At 55.7% G+C, this 14135-nt stretch carries 10 protein-coding genes; 4 read left to right on the top strand and 6 right to left on the bottom strand.

Features of this window, described 5'->3' with window-relative positions:
- The first annotated feature begins 86 nt into the window (after positions 1-86).
- Positions 87-959 (top strand): hypothetical protein, encoded by an 873-nt coding sequence (locus tag SH421x_RS26330; protein ID WP_488853005.1) that lies wholly within the window; start codon positions 87-89, stop codon positions 957-959.
- A gap of 155 nt (positions 960-1114) precedes the next feature.
- On the opposite strand, the gene SH421x_RS26325 is transcribed toward SH421x_RS26330, so the two are convergent.
- From SH421x_RS26325 to SH421x_RS26310, 4 genes are all read right to left on the bottom strand, one after another.
- Positions 1115-2254, bottom strand: a complete 1140-nt coding sequence (locus SH421x_RS26325) for a Gfo/Idh/MocA family protein (RefSeq protein ID WP_488853004.1) — start codon at positions 2252-2254, stop codon at positions 1115-1117.
- Between the two features lie 102 nt (positions 2255-2356).
- Entirely contained in the window at positions 2357-2725 is a 369-nt protein-coding gene (locus SH421x_RS26320; protein WP_488853003.1) for a four helix bundle protein, read from the bottom strand.
- Between the two features lie 42 nt (positions 2726-2767).
- On the bottom strand, positions 2768-3802 hold the full coding sequence (locus tag SH421x_RS26315; protein ID WP_488853002.1) for a sugar phosphate isomerase/epimerase family protein: 1035 nt from the start codon (positions 3800-3802) through the stop codon (positions 2768-2770).
- Between the two features lie 105 nt (positions 3803-3907).
- Positions 3908-5155, bottom strand: a complete 1248-nt coding sequence (locus SH421x_RS26310; RefSeq protein WP_488853001.1) for a hypothetical protein — start codon at positions 5153-5155, stop codon at positions 3908-3910.
- Between the two features lie 283 nt (positions 5156-5438).
- On the opposite strand from SH421x_RS26310, the gene SH421x_RS26305 reads away from it, so the two are divergent.
- Positions 5439-6602, top strand: coding sequence for an aldose 1-epimerase family protein (locus tag SH421x_RS26305; protein WP_488853000.1), 1164 nt, complete (start codon positions 5439-5441; stop codon positions 6600-6602).
- Here SH421x_RS26305 and SH421x_RS26300 read toward each other — a convergent pair.
- Positions 6588-7397, bottom strand: a complete 810-nt coding sequence (locus SH421x_RS26300; RefSeq protein WP_488852999.1) for an endonuclease/exonuclease/phosphatase family protein — start codon at positions 7395-7397, stop codon at positions 6588-6590. The two genes, SH421x_RS26305 and SH421x_RS26300, sit on opposite strands and share 15 nt — an antisense overlap.
- A 284-nt stretch (positions 7398-7681) precedes the next feature.
- Between SH421x_RS26300 and dnaE the strand changes: the two genes are divergently transcribed.
- Positions 7682-11224, top strand: coding sequence for a DNA polymerase III subunit alpha (dnaE, locus tag SH421x_RS26295; protein WP_488856494.1), 3543 nt, complete (start codon positions 7682-7684; stop codon positions 11222-11224).
- Positions 11225-11495: 271 nt separating this feature from the next.
- Positions 11496-12872 carry a DUF1598 domain-containing protein gene (locus tag SH421x_RS26290; RefSeq protein ID WP_488852998.1) on the top strand — a complete coding sequence of 459 codons (1377 nt, stop codon included), beginning with the start codon at positions 11496-11498 and terminating at the stop codon, positions 12870-12872.
- Between the two features lie 333 nt (positions 12873-13205).
- On the opposite strand, the gene SH421x_RS26285 is transcribed toward SH421x_RS26290, so the two are convergent.
- Positions 13206-14090, bottom strand: a complete 885-nt coding sequence (locus tag SH421x_RS26285; RefSeq protein WP_488852997.1) for a cupin domain-containing protein — start codon at positions 14088-14090, stop codon at positions 13206-13208.
- Positions 14091-14135 lie beyond the last annotated feature (45 nt).

The following is a 14135-nucleotide window of genomic DNA, read 5'->3' as shown; positions in this document are numbered from 1 at the left end:
TAGCTGTATAAAGCTCTTGACGCTGCCGCGCCATAAGGGCTACTCTCCGGGCGTCATTGATCCACCCGAGAGACGGACGCTTTGCGATGGCTGTTCGCCGCCTATTATTGACCTTGTTTGTTTGCGCTTTGAACTGCGCAAATGGAGCGGCGCAAGGATTGCTTGAGTCGGCTGCATACGAAGCGCGGGAGCCTGCGTCGCCGAGTAACGTTTCGCAGGAACAGCCCAAGTCGCAATCCAAAAAATCGCAACACAATCAGGATTGCGATGATTCCTCATCCTCCACGGATAGTGGTTCGCTCCTCCTCGCTGGCGCATTCATCACAGGCGTCGCGATTACGTCTCCCTGGTGGGGACCCCAGCAAGCGCTGGGAGATGAATTTGCGCGGCCCGGCTCTTTCCAAGCTTATCCCGGCCAATTAGAGAGCGGTTACATGTTGCTGGGCGAAGAATGGGCCGAAACGGGCAAGCCTTATTCGGTGCGGGCCAGTGTCGAATACGACAATGACTTTCACGATCTGTCGCGTGTCGGCGCCAAGCTGCTGGTCGAGGGATCGCAGCGGTGGGGAGTTGATACGCAATGGAATCAGTACTTTGAGAATCGCCCAAACAGCGTCGACGAGCTGACGACCGGAGATTTGAATCTGGTTTTTCGCTTTGCCCAAAGTGAGACGGTCCAGTTCCGCAGCGGATTGGGCGCCAATTTTTTACACGATCGCCAACAGGGAACCGACGTCGGATTCAACTTCACCTATGGCTTCGATTGGTATCCGACCAAGTACGTGATCTCGTCCAATGAACTCGACTGGGGCTATGTCGGGAACGCGTCGCTCTTTCATCTCCGCTCGACCATCGGCGTTCACTTCCGACGCTTGGAAACCTACATCGGCTACGAATACACCAATATCGAAACCGCCGAGTTATATGGCTTGGTCTCTGGCATCCGCTTCTGGTTCTAAATAGTAGGCCCGGCCATACCTGGCGACCGCGCGTGCAAGTCGATTGCTGTCCTGCGATCGTTACAAAAATCGGGAGAAGCAGAGAGCGGCAGGCATGGCCGGCCCAACAAAAAAAGGCTCGCAGATGCGAGCCTTAATTTCGTTATGGGTGTCAGCTAAACATTGATCCATTGGCGCGACTTACCGCTTTCCAAAACGGCGTCACAGACCTTGGCGGTTTCGAGCGCCGACTTGAAGGTTGGTTCGCACGGTTTTCCTTCTTCGAGCGACTTCAGGAAGTCGGCGACCTGGTGAACGAAGCTATGTTCGTAGCCGATGCTCAGCCCCGGCACCCACCAATGGCTCATGTAGGGATGATCGCCGTCCGTGACGTGAATCGACTTCCAGCCGCGCTGCGGGCCATCGTCGGCGTGATCGTACATCTCCAAACGATTCAAGTCGTGTAGATCCCAGCGGAGCGAAGCGTTGGCGCCGTTGATCTCTAGCGTGTAAAGCGCCTTATGACCACGTGCGTAACGAGTCGACTCGAACAGGCCAAGCGACCCGTTGTTGAAGTGGCACATGAACGCACATGCGTCGTCGATAGTGACCTTTTCTTTCTTACCGGTCAGTTGGTGCATGCGCTCTTTAACAAAGGTCTCGGTCATCGCGCTGACATCAGTGATCCCGCCGTTGAGCCAGATCGCGGTGTCGATGCAATGAGCCAGTAAATCGCCGGTGACCCCAGAACCGGCGGCGGCCGCGTCCAAACGCCAGAGGCCGGCGCCGCCTTGCGGCAGTTCGGCGTTGATTGTCCAGTCTTGCAAAAAGTTGGCGCGATAATGATAGATCGTGCCGAGCTTGCCGCTATCGATGATCTGCTTGGCCAGCGATACCGCCGGCAGTCGGCGATAGTTGTACCAAACGGTATTGGGGACGCCGGCCTGCTCGACCGCAGCGACCATCTCTTCACCTTCTGCGGTGGTGCGCGAGATCGGCTTTTCGCACAGGATCATCTTGCCAGCTTTAGCAGCGGCGATCGAGATCGGTGAATGGGTATCGTTGGGCGTGCAAACATCAATCGCATCGATATCATCGCGAGCAATCAGCTTTTCCCAGTCGGTCTCGTAAGACTCATAGCCCCACTGCTCGGCAAATGCTTTTGTCTTTTCTTCACTACGCCCGCAAACGGCTTTAAGCACCGGCGTGTAGTTCAGCTCTGGAAAGAAATCAGCGACGCGTTTGTACCCATTGGTATGAGTACGGCCCATAAAGCCGTAGCCGACGAGACCGATGTTGAGAGGTTTTTTAGCCATGTATTGAGGACCTTTCTGAAGGGCGTTGGTTGTGGGTGATGGGGACTTGGGAATGTCTAATGTCTAAGGACTAATGTCTAATGAAGAAGCAAGAGTCCTTGTTTAACTATTGCGGAAGATGGCGACGAATATCAGGTGCAGTTCTTTCGCCTCCTGCCATAGCTTGCGGCATTCGTCCTTTTGCTCGGGAAGTGCGGTGGCCAGCATGCGAAGCCAATGCTTGGTTTCCCTCGTCTCACGTTTACAAACGCTAATACGATATTTGAACTCTTTTTTGGTGCCAGCGTCATCCGCTTCGCAGTAGTTGGCGCCGATGCTGGTTGCGGAGCGTACAGTCTGTTGAATGAGGGGCCGCGTTACCGAATTCTCAGGTACCGCACGGAGGAAACGAATCGTCGCTTCCCCAAACCGCGCCGTCCGTTCTTCCAGGTCAAACGGACGCTTGGCCCGCGAGTCCTCGTCATTCGGCATTCGAACTTCGTCATTCATTAGACATTAGGATTTAGACCTTAGTCATTCCCACCCATGCGCCCCCCGCACCTTCACCATCGCCTCCAAAATCGTGTTCCAGGTTGCGCTTTGTTCCAGCATTTCGTTGGGGAACATGCAACCGTCCCAGCAGATGTGTTTAACGCCGCGCTGTTGGGCGCCTTCGAGCCAGTAGCCAGAGCATTTCACGATGTCGACCTTGCCGTTGGGATCGTCCGCGGGGCAGTGTCGGCCTGTCTTGTCGTGGGCGCCGGTGCCGTGGACAGTACCGTCGTTTTGGGCGACGTGGAAGTCAATCGTCCAAGGACGCAGCGCATCGGTCATCGTCTTATAGGCGGCCCAGAACTCTTCGTCGCTATAGCCTTCTTTCAGCAGCGCGTGCTCTGGCGCGTTGTAGCCCATCAGGTAGAGATAGGTATGCGCCAGGTCAGCCTGAAAGCCGACGGTTTGCGGCATGTCGACCGCTTCTAGCAGGTTCAGCACATCGCGCCACGAGTGCATGCCGGCCCAGCAAATTTCGCCTTCGGCGGCCAGGCGTTCGCCGTGATCGGCGGCGATCTTGCCTGCTTCTTTGAAGGTGGCGGCGATCTTGGCGGTGCTGGCCGACGGATGTTCAAACCACTTCTCGGTACCCTCGGCCGAGTCGATCCGGATCACGCCGTATTCTCGGACGCCGTGATCGTTGAAGATCTTGGCGATACGACAGGCCTTTTCGATTGCTAGTTTGAACTTCGCCGTATCTTCGCCAGAGCCCATCGCTGAAGCGCCGACAGTACCGGGCCACACCGGCGCGACCAACGAGCCAATCTTCAGGCCCCGTGCGGCGACTTTGTCGGCCAGGATTTTGAGATCATCCTCGGACGCATCGGGATCGGTGTGCGGGTGAAAGAGAAAGCAGTCGATCCCTTCAAACTTTTGGCCATTCACCTCGGCGGCGGCCGTCAGATCCAGCATGTGGTCAAAGCTGATCGGCGGATGATCGGTGCCCTCTTCTTTGCCAACCAGGCCGGGCCACATGGCGTTGTGCAGCTTGGGCATCGCGTGCGTAGAATCGCTCATTTTCGGGTCCCTTTACGGTGCAGATAGAGATGAAGTGGGTGTGCGGCTTGCACACGAAAAAGCCCCGGGCGAAAGCGGCTCCGGGGCTGAGCGGATCAAGAGGCCTTACGCTTGACGGAACGCGCCCATCGCAGGCAGATTGCTATGAACATCGGGGCCGAAGTAGCGGAGGCCGACCAGCGGTTCGCTGCCGGTGTTCTCGATTTCGACGCCGGCAGTCGCCGCTTCGTGCGAGATGAAGACTTCGTCTTCGGTCTCGGCGCCAAAGCGAATCATCGCTGGGGTTTGCAGTTTCAGCTTGCCCATGCGGCCGCTGCCTTGCATGGTGATCCAACCGCTCGCGCCGGGGTCTTGCAGCGTGCATTTGGCGCCGGGCTCAATGGTCAGCTCCTTCGAGCTAAACATTTGCGCTCCGTCGACCGTGCCGTAAACGATCCAGCGATCGGTGTAACCCTTGCCGCTGCGTTCGGTGTCAACAATCGGCTCTAGGTAGTTGTTGGCTTTGAAGTTGGGATCGACATTCTTGTCCCAGTCCAATTGACCGATGATGAAGTCCAGGTCCTGGTGCTTCTCTTCCGGCATATCTTTCACCAGTAGCGACCACGGCACTTCCCGTCCTTCGACCAGCGATTGGAACATGCCAAAGACGTCGCTGCCCCATTGCGGTTCGTAGGTGCAAAGCGAACCGGGTGCATGCAGCACGCCCGGCGGAATCAACCAGCCGGTTCCCCGCTTCAGACGATGCGCCTGCGACAGATAGGTAACGCCGTTGTCCCCCTTGTGCCAATCTTCGAGACACTTACGCAGCTGGGCTTTGGTCGTGTCAGGGGTTAGCCCCATGAAGGTGTAGGCGAAATTATTATCGACGTTGTTCAACTGTGGTGGGAAGTAATAGCTTTCGGGCTTTCCTTCCTGACCGACCAACGCGGCATCTTTGGCGCTTTGATGGAAGTGATGCGGAATCGGTCCCATGTTGTCGAAGAACTTCGAGTAAACCGGCCAGCGATCGTACTTGCTGAACATCGGTTTGCCGATCAGGCGCTCGCCTGCTTCGGCGACGGCGTCTTTCAGTAGGAAGTGCTGGCCTTCAAACAGGCCAAAGCTTTGCCCTTCGTACCACACGCGACCTTCATTCGCCGCGTCCGTGGTGCTGGCGAACCAACGTTCGTCGATGCCGCCGCGGTGAGCGCCATAGGCGTACCAATCTTCTGGATGTAGCTTGATTCGCTTGCCGGGATGCAAAAAACTTCGCGGTACCCAGTTGGGCGAGAGTCGCAACAGACCTTCACCAGCGTCCAAAGCTCGATCCAAGATGGGGGCGACACTGTCCCCTTTCACCACGTTTTCGATCATCGCGTTCGTATCTCTCTGTGTAAGATGAAGCGCCTCGTGGGGCGATTTCCCTATGTCAGCGGCGGATTAAATTCCATTGCCAATGCTCGCGACGCTCGTTTCTGACCCTCCCTCAGGAGAGATCTGCGGAACCGCGCGAAACGCCTGTTTTAGCAGGTTTTTTGCAGGTCGCAAGTAAACCTAGTCCCCTTAACGCAGGGGCAGTGCTGGATTGGATAGCTTTAACGCGATATCGTAAATCAAAAAAATAGATGTCCCTAACACCCCCATCGAGAACCCCGCGATGACTAGCACAGTTTGGACCCTGCTAGACGCAGAAAAAAATCTCACACTCGACACGCCAGACGGTGAAGTCGCGACACTGGCTCGCGATTCCTTTAGCGATGTCTCGATCCGCAAATGGACGCTTCGCGGCGGACTCTCGCAGGGGGGCGATGTAGTGGAAGTGACCAGCGGAGGATTTCGACTCCGAATCTTGCCGACTCGCGGCATGGGCGTCTGGGACGCTTACTGCGATGGAGAGCGGATCGGTTGGAATTCGCCGGTTCCTGGACCTGTTCATCCGCAGTTTGTTCCCCTCAGCGAACCAAACGGCATCGGTTGGCTCGACGGTTTTAACGAACTTCTGGTCCGCTGCGGATTAGAAAGCAACGGCGCGCCAGAGTTCGATCCCCAGACCCACCGCCTGATGTATCCGCTGCATGGCCGCATCGCCAACAAGCCGGCGCAAAGGGTTACCGCCGAAATCACCGAAGAGGGAGAAGTGATCATCCGCGGAGAAGTCTATGAAACCCGCGTCCTGATCTACAACGTCAAGCTAACCGTCGAATATCGTATTGCCCGCGGCGAAAATGGCTTTCGATTGAAAGACACGATCACCAACCTCTCGGCCAAGCCGGCCGAAGCCCAGTTGCTGTATCACATCAACTTGGGCGCTCCGGTCTTGTCAGCAGGAGCGACGGCGGTGATTCCGGCGATCAAAGTTGTGCCGCGCAACGATCACTCAGCCGGAAATATCGGCGCCTGGGATCAATACAGCGGGCCGCAGGTTGGTTTTGAAGAAATGGTCTACTTTTGCGAGTGCGCCACGGACTCCGCTGGTCGAGCGCCGACGATGCTCAAAAATGCGGCCGGCGATCGAGCAATCTCGGTGACGTACAATACGGGGACGCTTCCCTGTTTTTCGCTCTGGAAAAACACGGCGGCCACTGCCGACGGCTATGTGACGGGGCTTGAGCCGGCGACCAATTTCCCCAACCCACGTTCGTTTGAGGTGAAAAACGATCGCGTGGTCAAACTGCCCCCCGGCGGTGCGGTGAATTTCGAGGTTCAACTCGCTTACCACGCGACGACAGACGCAGTTGCCGAGATGGAAAAGTCGATCCGCGATTTGACCCCACAACCGGCGCATCTGCTCGATGCGCCTCATCCGCTATGGTGTTCGTGACGGGTATTCGACAAAGGTCAACGTCGTCGTCACAGGGCAATGATCCGAAGGATAGTGCCCATCGGCGCTTTTCCAGCGGTCGATGGTCGTCTGAGAAGAATCGAAATCTTGTGAATAGAGAATCCAGTCGATCCGAGCCCCTGAGGTCTGGTCGCTCCAGCCGTTAAAGGTCCAAGTCGAAGCTTCCAGGGGGGCGGACATCCAAGAATCACGGAGATGTTGCCCCAACGTTTTATAAGGCGCAGATCCAGCGTCGGTGTTGAAATCGCCGGTCAGGATTACGGGACCGCTTTTGGTCGCCGACTTCATCTGGGCGACCAGCAGTTTGGCCGCCTCTTCGCGAGACTTGGGGCCGCGATGATCGAAGTGCGTGTTCCAAAATGTGAACTCGTGGCCTGACCGCTTGTCGCGCAGTTTGACCCACGACGCAATCCGCGGCAGCGACGAGTCCCAACTGACCGACCCAATTTTCTCGGGCGTCTCGCTCAACGCGACGCTTCCTTTGTCTAGCAGCTCAAACCGCGATTTGCGATAGAAGATGGCGCATTCTTCCCCCGCGGTCCCCTCCCCTTCGCGGCTGACGGCATAGCAGTCGTACTGCGGCAGTTTCTCGCGAATGTACTCTTCCTGAAATGGCAGGCACTCTTGCGTTCCCAGCAGATCGGGATCGTTACGCTCAATCGTCTCGATCACCAGCGGTTTGCGGATGTCCCAGTGATTTTCGCCATCTTTGGCCGAGCCATAGCGAATGTTGAACGACATCACGCGGAGCGATTCGCCGGGGGTTGCGCTCATCGCAATCGAGGGGAAAAGGGCCATTGTCGCGAAAGCGAGCAGGGAAAAAAGTCGTAACACAGGCGGGAACTCCAGAAGTGGGGCGAAGCGGATATCTATCTATCTATTGAACCCTAAGTTGCCGGCTGGGCAAACTATGCGGCGAAAAAACAGGAAAGTGAGACCCGCAAAAAAGTCTTGACGGTTATCAATAGGCGCCGCTCGCGATAGAATCCTGGTTGTCTGCCGCGGCGTCGCTTGTGCCGCTTTGAAGGAACGCCACTCTTTTCGCCCAAGAGGGAATGATGAGCGATCGCCGCTTCGTCCACCTGCACTGCCATACGCACTATAGCCTTCTGGATGGAGCGGGCTCGATTCCGCGATTGGTCGGCAGAGCGAAGGATCACGGCATGAATGCGCTAGCGATTACCGACCACGGTAATCTGCATGGCGCGCTGCAGTTCTATCGCGCGTGCAAAGCAGCTGAAATCAACCCGGTGATTGGGTACGAAGCGTACATTGCGCCCGGCAGCCGGTTTGAGAAGTCTGGCAGTCAGCGCGATTCGAACTATCACCTGACGCTGCTTGCGCAAAACAAGATCGGTTTCCGCAACCTCGTTAAGTTGGCGTCGGCTGCGTATCTCGAAGGGTTTTACTTCAAGCCGCGGATCGACAAAGAACTGCTCGAAAAATATAGCGAAGGTCTCATCTGTCTTAGCGGTTGCGTCAGCAGTGAGTTTTCCAAGACGATTCTTCGCGGCACGTCAACCGAAGAATTAGAACGAGAAGGCGCCAACGTCGCATCATGGTTCCAGCGCGTCTTCAAGGATCGCTACTTTGTCGAGATCATGAACAATGGGCTCGAAATTCAGCGGCTGCAATTGGAAGGGGCTGTCGATATCGCGAACAAGATCGGCGTGCCGTTGGTTGCGACCAGCGATACGCACTATGTCGATCAAGATGACGCCGAAGCGCAAGACGTGATGCTGTGCATCAACACCGGCAAGTTCCGCACCGACACCAATCGGATGCGAATGGAGAACGATCAGTTCTTCCTGCGCTCGCAAGAGCAGATGTACGCCGACTTTCCGCGTTTGGAGCATGCTGTCGCGCGCAGTCAAGAGATCGCTGACACGGTTGATCTTGATTTGGAGTTGGGCAAGCGGCACTTTCCCACCTACAAGTTGCCGCCCGAGAAAACAGCCGATGGCTACTTGCGCGAACTTTGTATCCAAGGACTGAAAGAACGGTACGAAGGAAATGAAGAGATGCTCCCCGGCGGCGAACTGTCGGAGGTCGTCATGGCGCGGCTGGATCGCGAACTGGGCGTGATCAGCCGGCTTGGGTTTCCCAACTACTTTTTGATCGTCTGGGACTTTGTGGTCGAGGCCCGCAAGCAAAACATTCCGGCTACCGCGCGCGGTAGCGGCGTCGGCGCGATTGTCTGCTATGCGCTTTACATGAGTCACGTTTGTCCGATCAAGTACGACTTGCTGTTCGAGCGGTTCCTTGACGAAAACCGCTTGGAAGCGCCAGATATCGATATTGACTTTGACAAAGAGCGCCGCGGGCTTGTCATTCGCTATGTGAAAGACAAATACGGCGAAGACAACGTTGCTCAGATTGGTACGTTCGGTACGTTGGCCGCTCGCGCGGCGATCAAAGACGTCGGGCGTGCGCTGGGTCTGCCACTAGATCGCGTGAACGCAATCACCGGCATGGTCCCCGAAACGCTGGGCATCAAGCTGAAGACGGCGATCGAAACCAGCGAAGAGCTGAAGCAAGCGTACGAAAACGACGGCGAAGCTCGCGAAGTGCTGAGCTTGGCGATGAAGATCGAAGGCTTGGCCCGCAATGTCGGTACGCACGCCGCGGCGGTCGTGATCGCTGATCGTCCGCTGACCGATTACGTGCCGCTCTGCCGCGTGACCGGCAAAGAAGATTTGATCACGCAGTGGTCGATGAACGACGTCGAAGACGCCGGGCTCTTGAAGATGGACTTCTTGGGTCTGCGCAACTTGACGATCTTGCGCAACGCGATCGATCTGATCGAGAAGCGCGAAGGAAAACCGTTCGACATTCATAAGATGCCGCTCGATGACGAAGAGACGTTTGCGCTGCTGCGGCGCGGCGAAACCAAAGGCGTATTCCAGCTCGAAAGCGGCGGTATTCGCGATCTGTTGCGCCGCATGAAGCCCGATAGTTTTCTCGATATCATCGCGACCAATGCGTTGTATCGGCCAGGTCCGCTGGAAGGGGGCATGGTCGACGAATACATCGAAGTCAAAAACGGTCGTAAAGCGGCCGAGTACAAGCATCCGGTGCTGGAAAAGATCTTGGAAGAGACCAACGGGGTGATGGTCTACCAGGAACAGGTGATGCGGATTTTGAATCAGCTCGGCGATATCCCGCTCGCCAAAGCGTACACCTGTATTAAAGCGATCAGTAAGAAGAAAGAGTCGCTGATTCAGCAGAACCGCGAACAGTTTATGATCGGCGCGGTCGAGAAAGGTCTGACCAAGAAAGAGGCCGAAGAATTTTGGGAGATGATTGTTAAGTTTGCCGGGTACGGCTTTAACAAAAGCCATTCGACCGCCTACGCGCTGGTCGCCTATCAAACGGCATACTTGAAGACGCACTATCCCAAAGAGTTTATGGCGGCCTTGCTGTCAGGCGATATCTCTGGTCGTAACTTCAAGACCAAAGATGCGCTGGTCGAGCATATGGAAGACTCCGAGCGGATGGAGATCGAGGTCCTCGCGCCGAATGTGAATACCTCGGATGTCGAGTTCGCCGTGGTCGACGGCGCCATTCCGTTTGCACTAAGCGCGATCAAAGGTTGTGGCGGCGGCGCCGCCGAAGCGATTGTCGCCGCGCGCCGCAAAGATGGCCCCTTTACGGACATCTTTGATTTCTGCGAACGGGTTGACGCTTCGCAGTGCAATCGAGCTGCGATTGAAACCTTGATCAAAGCTGGCGCTTTTGACTCGATGTCCAAAAATCGGGCGCAGCTGAGTTCGGTTTTGGATAAAGCAATCCAAGCTGGTGCTGCGGCATTGTCTGATCGCAAAGCTGGCCAGAAGAACCTCTTTGCGGCGATGGAAGATGCTGCGGGAGCCGGCGCAAAAGCGGTCAAGCTGCCGGACGTCGAAGAGTGGAACGAACGGGAAAAATTGCTCTATGAGAAAGAAGTGCTCGGCTTCTTCCTAACCAGTCACCCGCTGGCCGAATATGGACAATCGTTCGCGATCTACTGCACGCATACTTCTACCGACATTCCGCAAATGAAGGACAAGCAGGATGTGGTGATGGGGGGAATGATCACTTCGATCAAGCTTGCCCACACCAAACGCGCTCGCCCAGGCAGTAACAACACCAAGTACGCCAACTTTGACCTAGAAGATGTCAACGGCGCGATCCGCTGCATCATGTGGCCTGAACAATACGCAAATCTGGGAGATCTGGTAAAAACGGAAGCGGTATTTATTATCGAAGGGCGTGTCGACAAACGGGGGGGAGATGACGAGGCGAATTTGATCGTTAACAACCTAGTTCCGATCGAAGACGCTCATTCGCGATACACCAAAGGGGTGCGAATTCGGATCGACGAATCGCACCATGGGGTCGAGATTCTCCCGAGTTTAAACGAGATTCTGCGGGCCTATCCCGGCGATTGCGACTTGCAATTGGTGCTGCAATTGACCGACGGCCATGCCGCACTGCTACGAACTTCGCGGCGAGTCGACGTCTCGTTGGAGATGCGAGATCGAGTCGATCAGCTGCTGGGAGAAGGAAATTTCAAATTGATCACCGCTCCACCCAATGCACGTCGGCCGAGTAAGAATTGACGCAAGTTCTTGATTTGAAAAGAGTTGCGACGCGAAATTGTCGAGATTAGGCCTGCGGAGAGGAAAACCGTTACGATCTGTGCCTTTTTCGTCGATTGCTTGCCTTCCCTATTTTCCCAAATTAAGATCAAAGGGACGGCTGACTTGCGGCGATTTGCTGTGGGTTGTCTGTAACGGCATTGCCGGCTCATCTTTCGTCGCTTGCACTTCACAAGCGGTGAGCAATTCGCGCCTACCCTTTCTTGCTGCGTATTTGGACCAAGGATCAGACATGGAATTCCGCTCGACCCGGCTGTATCACTTGCTGTTGGCGACATTCGCCGTCGGATTATTGGTCGCCCCGGCTGCTGCTCAAACTAACAATGGCAACATCAACCAGTCCGGCGTTTACGTCGACGCCCAAGGCGTGCTGCGGATGCAACGCGCGGCTGATCCGACCGGACAGCTGATGCGCCAACGTTTGGAAGCCGCAAACGCGACGCAATCGCCAGAACTGCGTAAAGCGAGCGGGCTCCGCAAAATCTCGCTAAATCGCCTAGAAAAAGAGCTGGCCAAAGCGACCGATCAAAACAACACGATTTCAGAAGAGATGAAGCATCTCGCCGGACTGACGCAGTTGAAGTACGTCTTCTTCTATCCCGAATCCGGGGATGTTGTGATCGCTGGTCCGGCAGAAGGATTCGTGACCGATCTCGCTGGCGAAACCATCGGCACGACCACCGGTCAGGCAGTCTTGTCGCTGGACGACTTGATTGTTGCGATGCGAGCCTATGCCCCTGACACCCAGGGAGTCAACTTTGTCGGCGTTTCAATCGATCCGACTGCCGAAGGCTTGAAGAACTACAACCAGTATATTGCCAGCCTCGGCACCAATCTCGCGAATATCAACCTGAACACTCTGATCCCAGGTATGAAGCAAGCGTTGGGCAAGCAAAACGTCACGGTGACCGGTATCTCGCCCAAGACCAATTTTGCGAAAGTATTGGTGGAAGCCGACTATCGCATGAAACTGATCGGCATCGGACTAGAGCAACCGCCGGTTCGGATTCCTAGCTACACCGAAAAATCTCGCGGCGGCTCCAAAGCGTTGCAGCGTTGGTTTTTCACGCCGAACTACGAGTGCGTGAAAATGAGCGAAGATGGACTCGCGATGGAACTGGTCGGTGAAGGAGTCAAGTTGATTGGCGAATCCGAACTGGTGACCCGTGATGGTGGTCGCTTGCAGACCGGTGGCGAAGATGCCGCCAGCCGCATGTTCACCACGACCTTCACCAAGAAGTATCCAGAACTAGCCAAGCGGTCGCCGGTTTACGCTCAACTGCGTAACCAGATCGACATGCTGATCGCTGCCGCTTACATCCAAGAGTATGACCTTTACGGTCAGGCCAACTGGGGCTTGGGAGTCTTCAACGACGAAAGCCGTTATCCGGTTGAAGTCCTGAATGCACCGACTCAGGTCGAGACCGCGGTTAACGCCGTCTGGAAAGGTTCACGACTTGTCACCCCGATCGGCGGCGGCGTTTCGATCAAGCCCAAGTATGCTCTGTTGCCAGAACGCCAAGTGCCGGACGAAAACGGAGCGTTGCAAAAGGAACGTGCCGAAGTGGTTGTACCAGACCTCAAGCCGGGCCAATGGTGGTGGGACTAACGTTCCCAGGCCACAATCAGAAATAGAAAAAGCCGACCCCAATGGTCGGCTTTTTTTGTGGTTCCTAGCATCTCCCGTAAGGTGGTTGGAACACGCGATTGCCGCTGAGCCTGGGGAGAAAACCTGATTCGCGTCTGCAACCCACCAGACCATGCTTGTCGAGCGGAAGTTGGTGCTTCCACAAGCCGAGTGAGGTCGTTTGAAATTGGTTACCGGGATGCGTCTTGCTTCACCCAGCCCACGTCGAGCAACGCTCTTCGGCTTCCATGAGGCATTTGGATTTTAATCACGCAGCCATCTACAAACAGATTGCACACTGCGCGTGTCGACGCTCTAAACCGGCGCCGCGCTCTTATGGGCTTCTAAGAAGGTCGAGCGATACTCGCGAGGAGTCATTTGCTTGATCTTGCGGAAACTGCGATTGAAGCTGGAGAGATTGTCGAAGCCAGACTTTAGACTGACATCAAGAATGCTGTCTCCGGTCTCCATCAGCAGCCGACAAGCAATGCCGATGCGCAGCTCGCTGACATATTGGGTGACGGTCCGACCGGTAGCACGCTTGAACATGCGACTGAACGACGAGGGGTTCATGTCGACTTCTTTGCAGATCGCGGCGTGCGAGAGTTCTGGATCTTCGAGATGTTCGTTGATGTAATTACAGGCCTTGTCGATGCGCCAGTCGGACGCATGATCAAAGCCTGGGGTATACCCTTCGCTGGCGAGAACTTCGCCACCTTCTTCGGCCAGCAAATTTAAGCAGTTGAGCAGCGAAATCAGTTGCGTCAGCCCCTGCTGCTCAGGCATTTGCTTCATGATCTCGCCCACACGCTGAATGACGTTGGGGCTAAATAGTAAGCCGCGGCGGGCCTTGTGCAGCATCAAGCGGACGTCGGTCAGCTCAGGCGCTTCAAAAAAGGTTGCGCCGAGAAAGTCATTGCTGAACTGGATCACATACGCGATGTGTCGATCGAACTTTTTACCGACAAAGTCGTCAGAGAGCCAAGTATGCGGCAGATTCTCGCCGGACAGGACCAGGTCACCGGGGCTATAGCGAGCGACATGATCGCCCACGAGACGTGTGCCGGAGCCATAAGGAACGAAGGTGATTTCAAGTTCCGGATGCCGATGCCACTTCGCAGGCGTTTCTAGCGCTGAGCGTTCAAAACAGCGAAAGGAATGGCCCGGAGGCGGAACGAGTTTTTCAAATGCAATCGTCACGGCAGCTGTCTACGCATGGGTTTGCGATTTTGGGGCTCTCTTTAA

It is taken from the genome of Blastopirellula sp. SH421 (assembly GCF_057808535.1).
The sequence above is the reverse complement of the archived record's forward strand: the minus strand, read 5'-3'. Positions and strand labels throughout refer to the sequence as shown.

Excerpts from the sequence above, each read along its gene's own strand:
- SH421x_RS26330 (WP_488853005.1), top strand. The coding sequence starts at position 87 with ATGGCTGTTCGCCGCCTATTATTGACCTTGTTTGTTTGCGCTTTGAAC.
- SH421x_RS26325 (WP_488853004.1), bottom strand. The coding sequence starts at position 2,254 with ATGGCTAAAAAACCTCTCAACATCGGTCTCGTCGGCTACGGCTTTATG.
- SH421x_RS26320 (WP_488853003.1), bottom strand. The coding sequence starts at position 2,725 with ATGCCGAATGACGAGGACTCGCGGGCCAAGCGTCCGTTTGACCTGGAA.
- SH421x_RS26315 (WP_488853002.1), bottom strand. The coding sequence starts at position 3,802 with ATGAGCGATTCTACGCACGCGATGCCCAAGCTGCACAACGCCATGTGG.
- SH421x_RS26310 (WP_488853001.1), bottom strand. The coding sequence starts at position 5,155 with ATGATCGAAAACGTGGTGAAAGGGGACAGTGTCGCCCCCATCTTGGAT.
- SH421x_RS26305 (WP_488853000.1), top strand. The coding sequence starts at position 5,439 with ATGACTAGCACAGTTTGGACCCTGCTAGACGCAGAAAAAAATCTCACA.
- SH421x_RS26300 (WP_488852999.1), bottom strand. The coding sequence starts at position 7,397 with ATGAGCGCAACCCCCGGCGAATCGCTCCGCGTGATGTCGTTCAACATT.
- dnaE (WP_488856494.1), top strand. The coding sequence starts at position 7,682 with ATGAGCGATCGCCGCTTCGTCCACCTGCACTGCCATACGCACTATAGC.
- SH421x_RS26290 (WP_488852998.1), top strand. The coding sequence starts at position 11,496 with ATGGAATTCCGCTCGACCCGGCTGTATCACTTGCTGTTGGCGACATTC.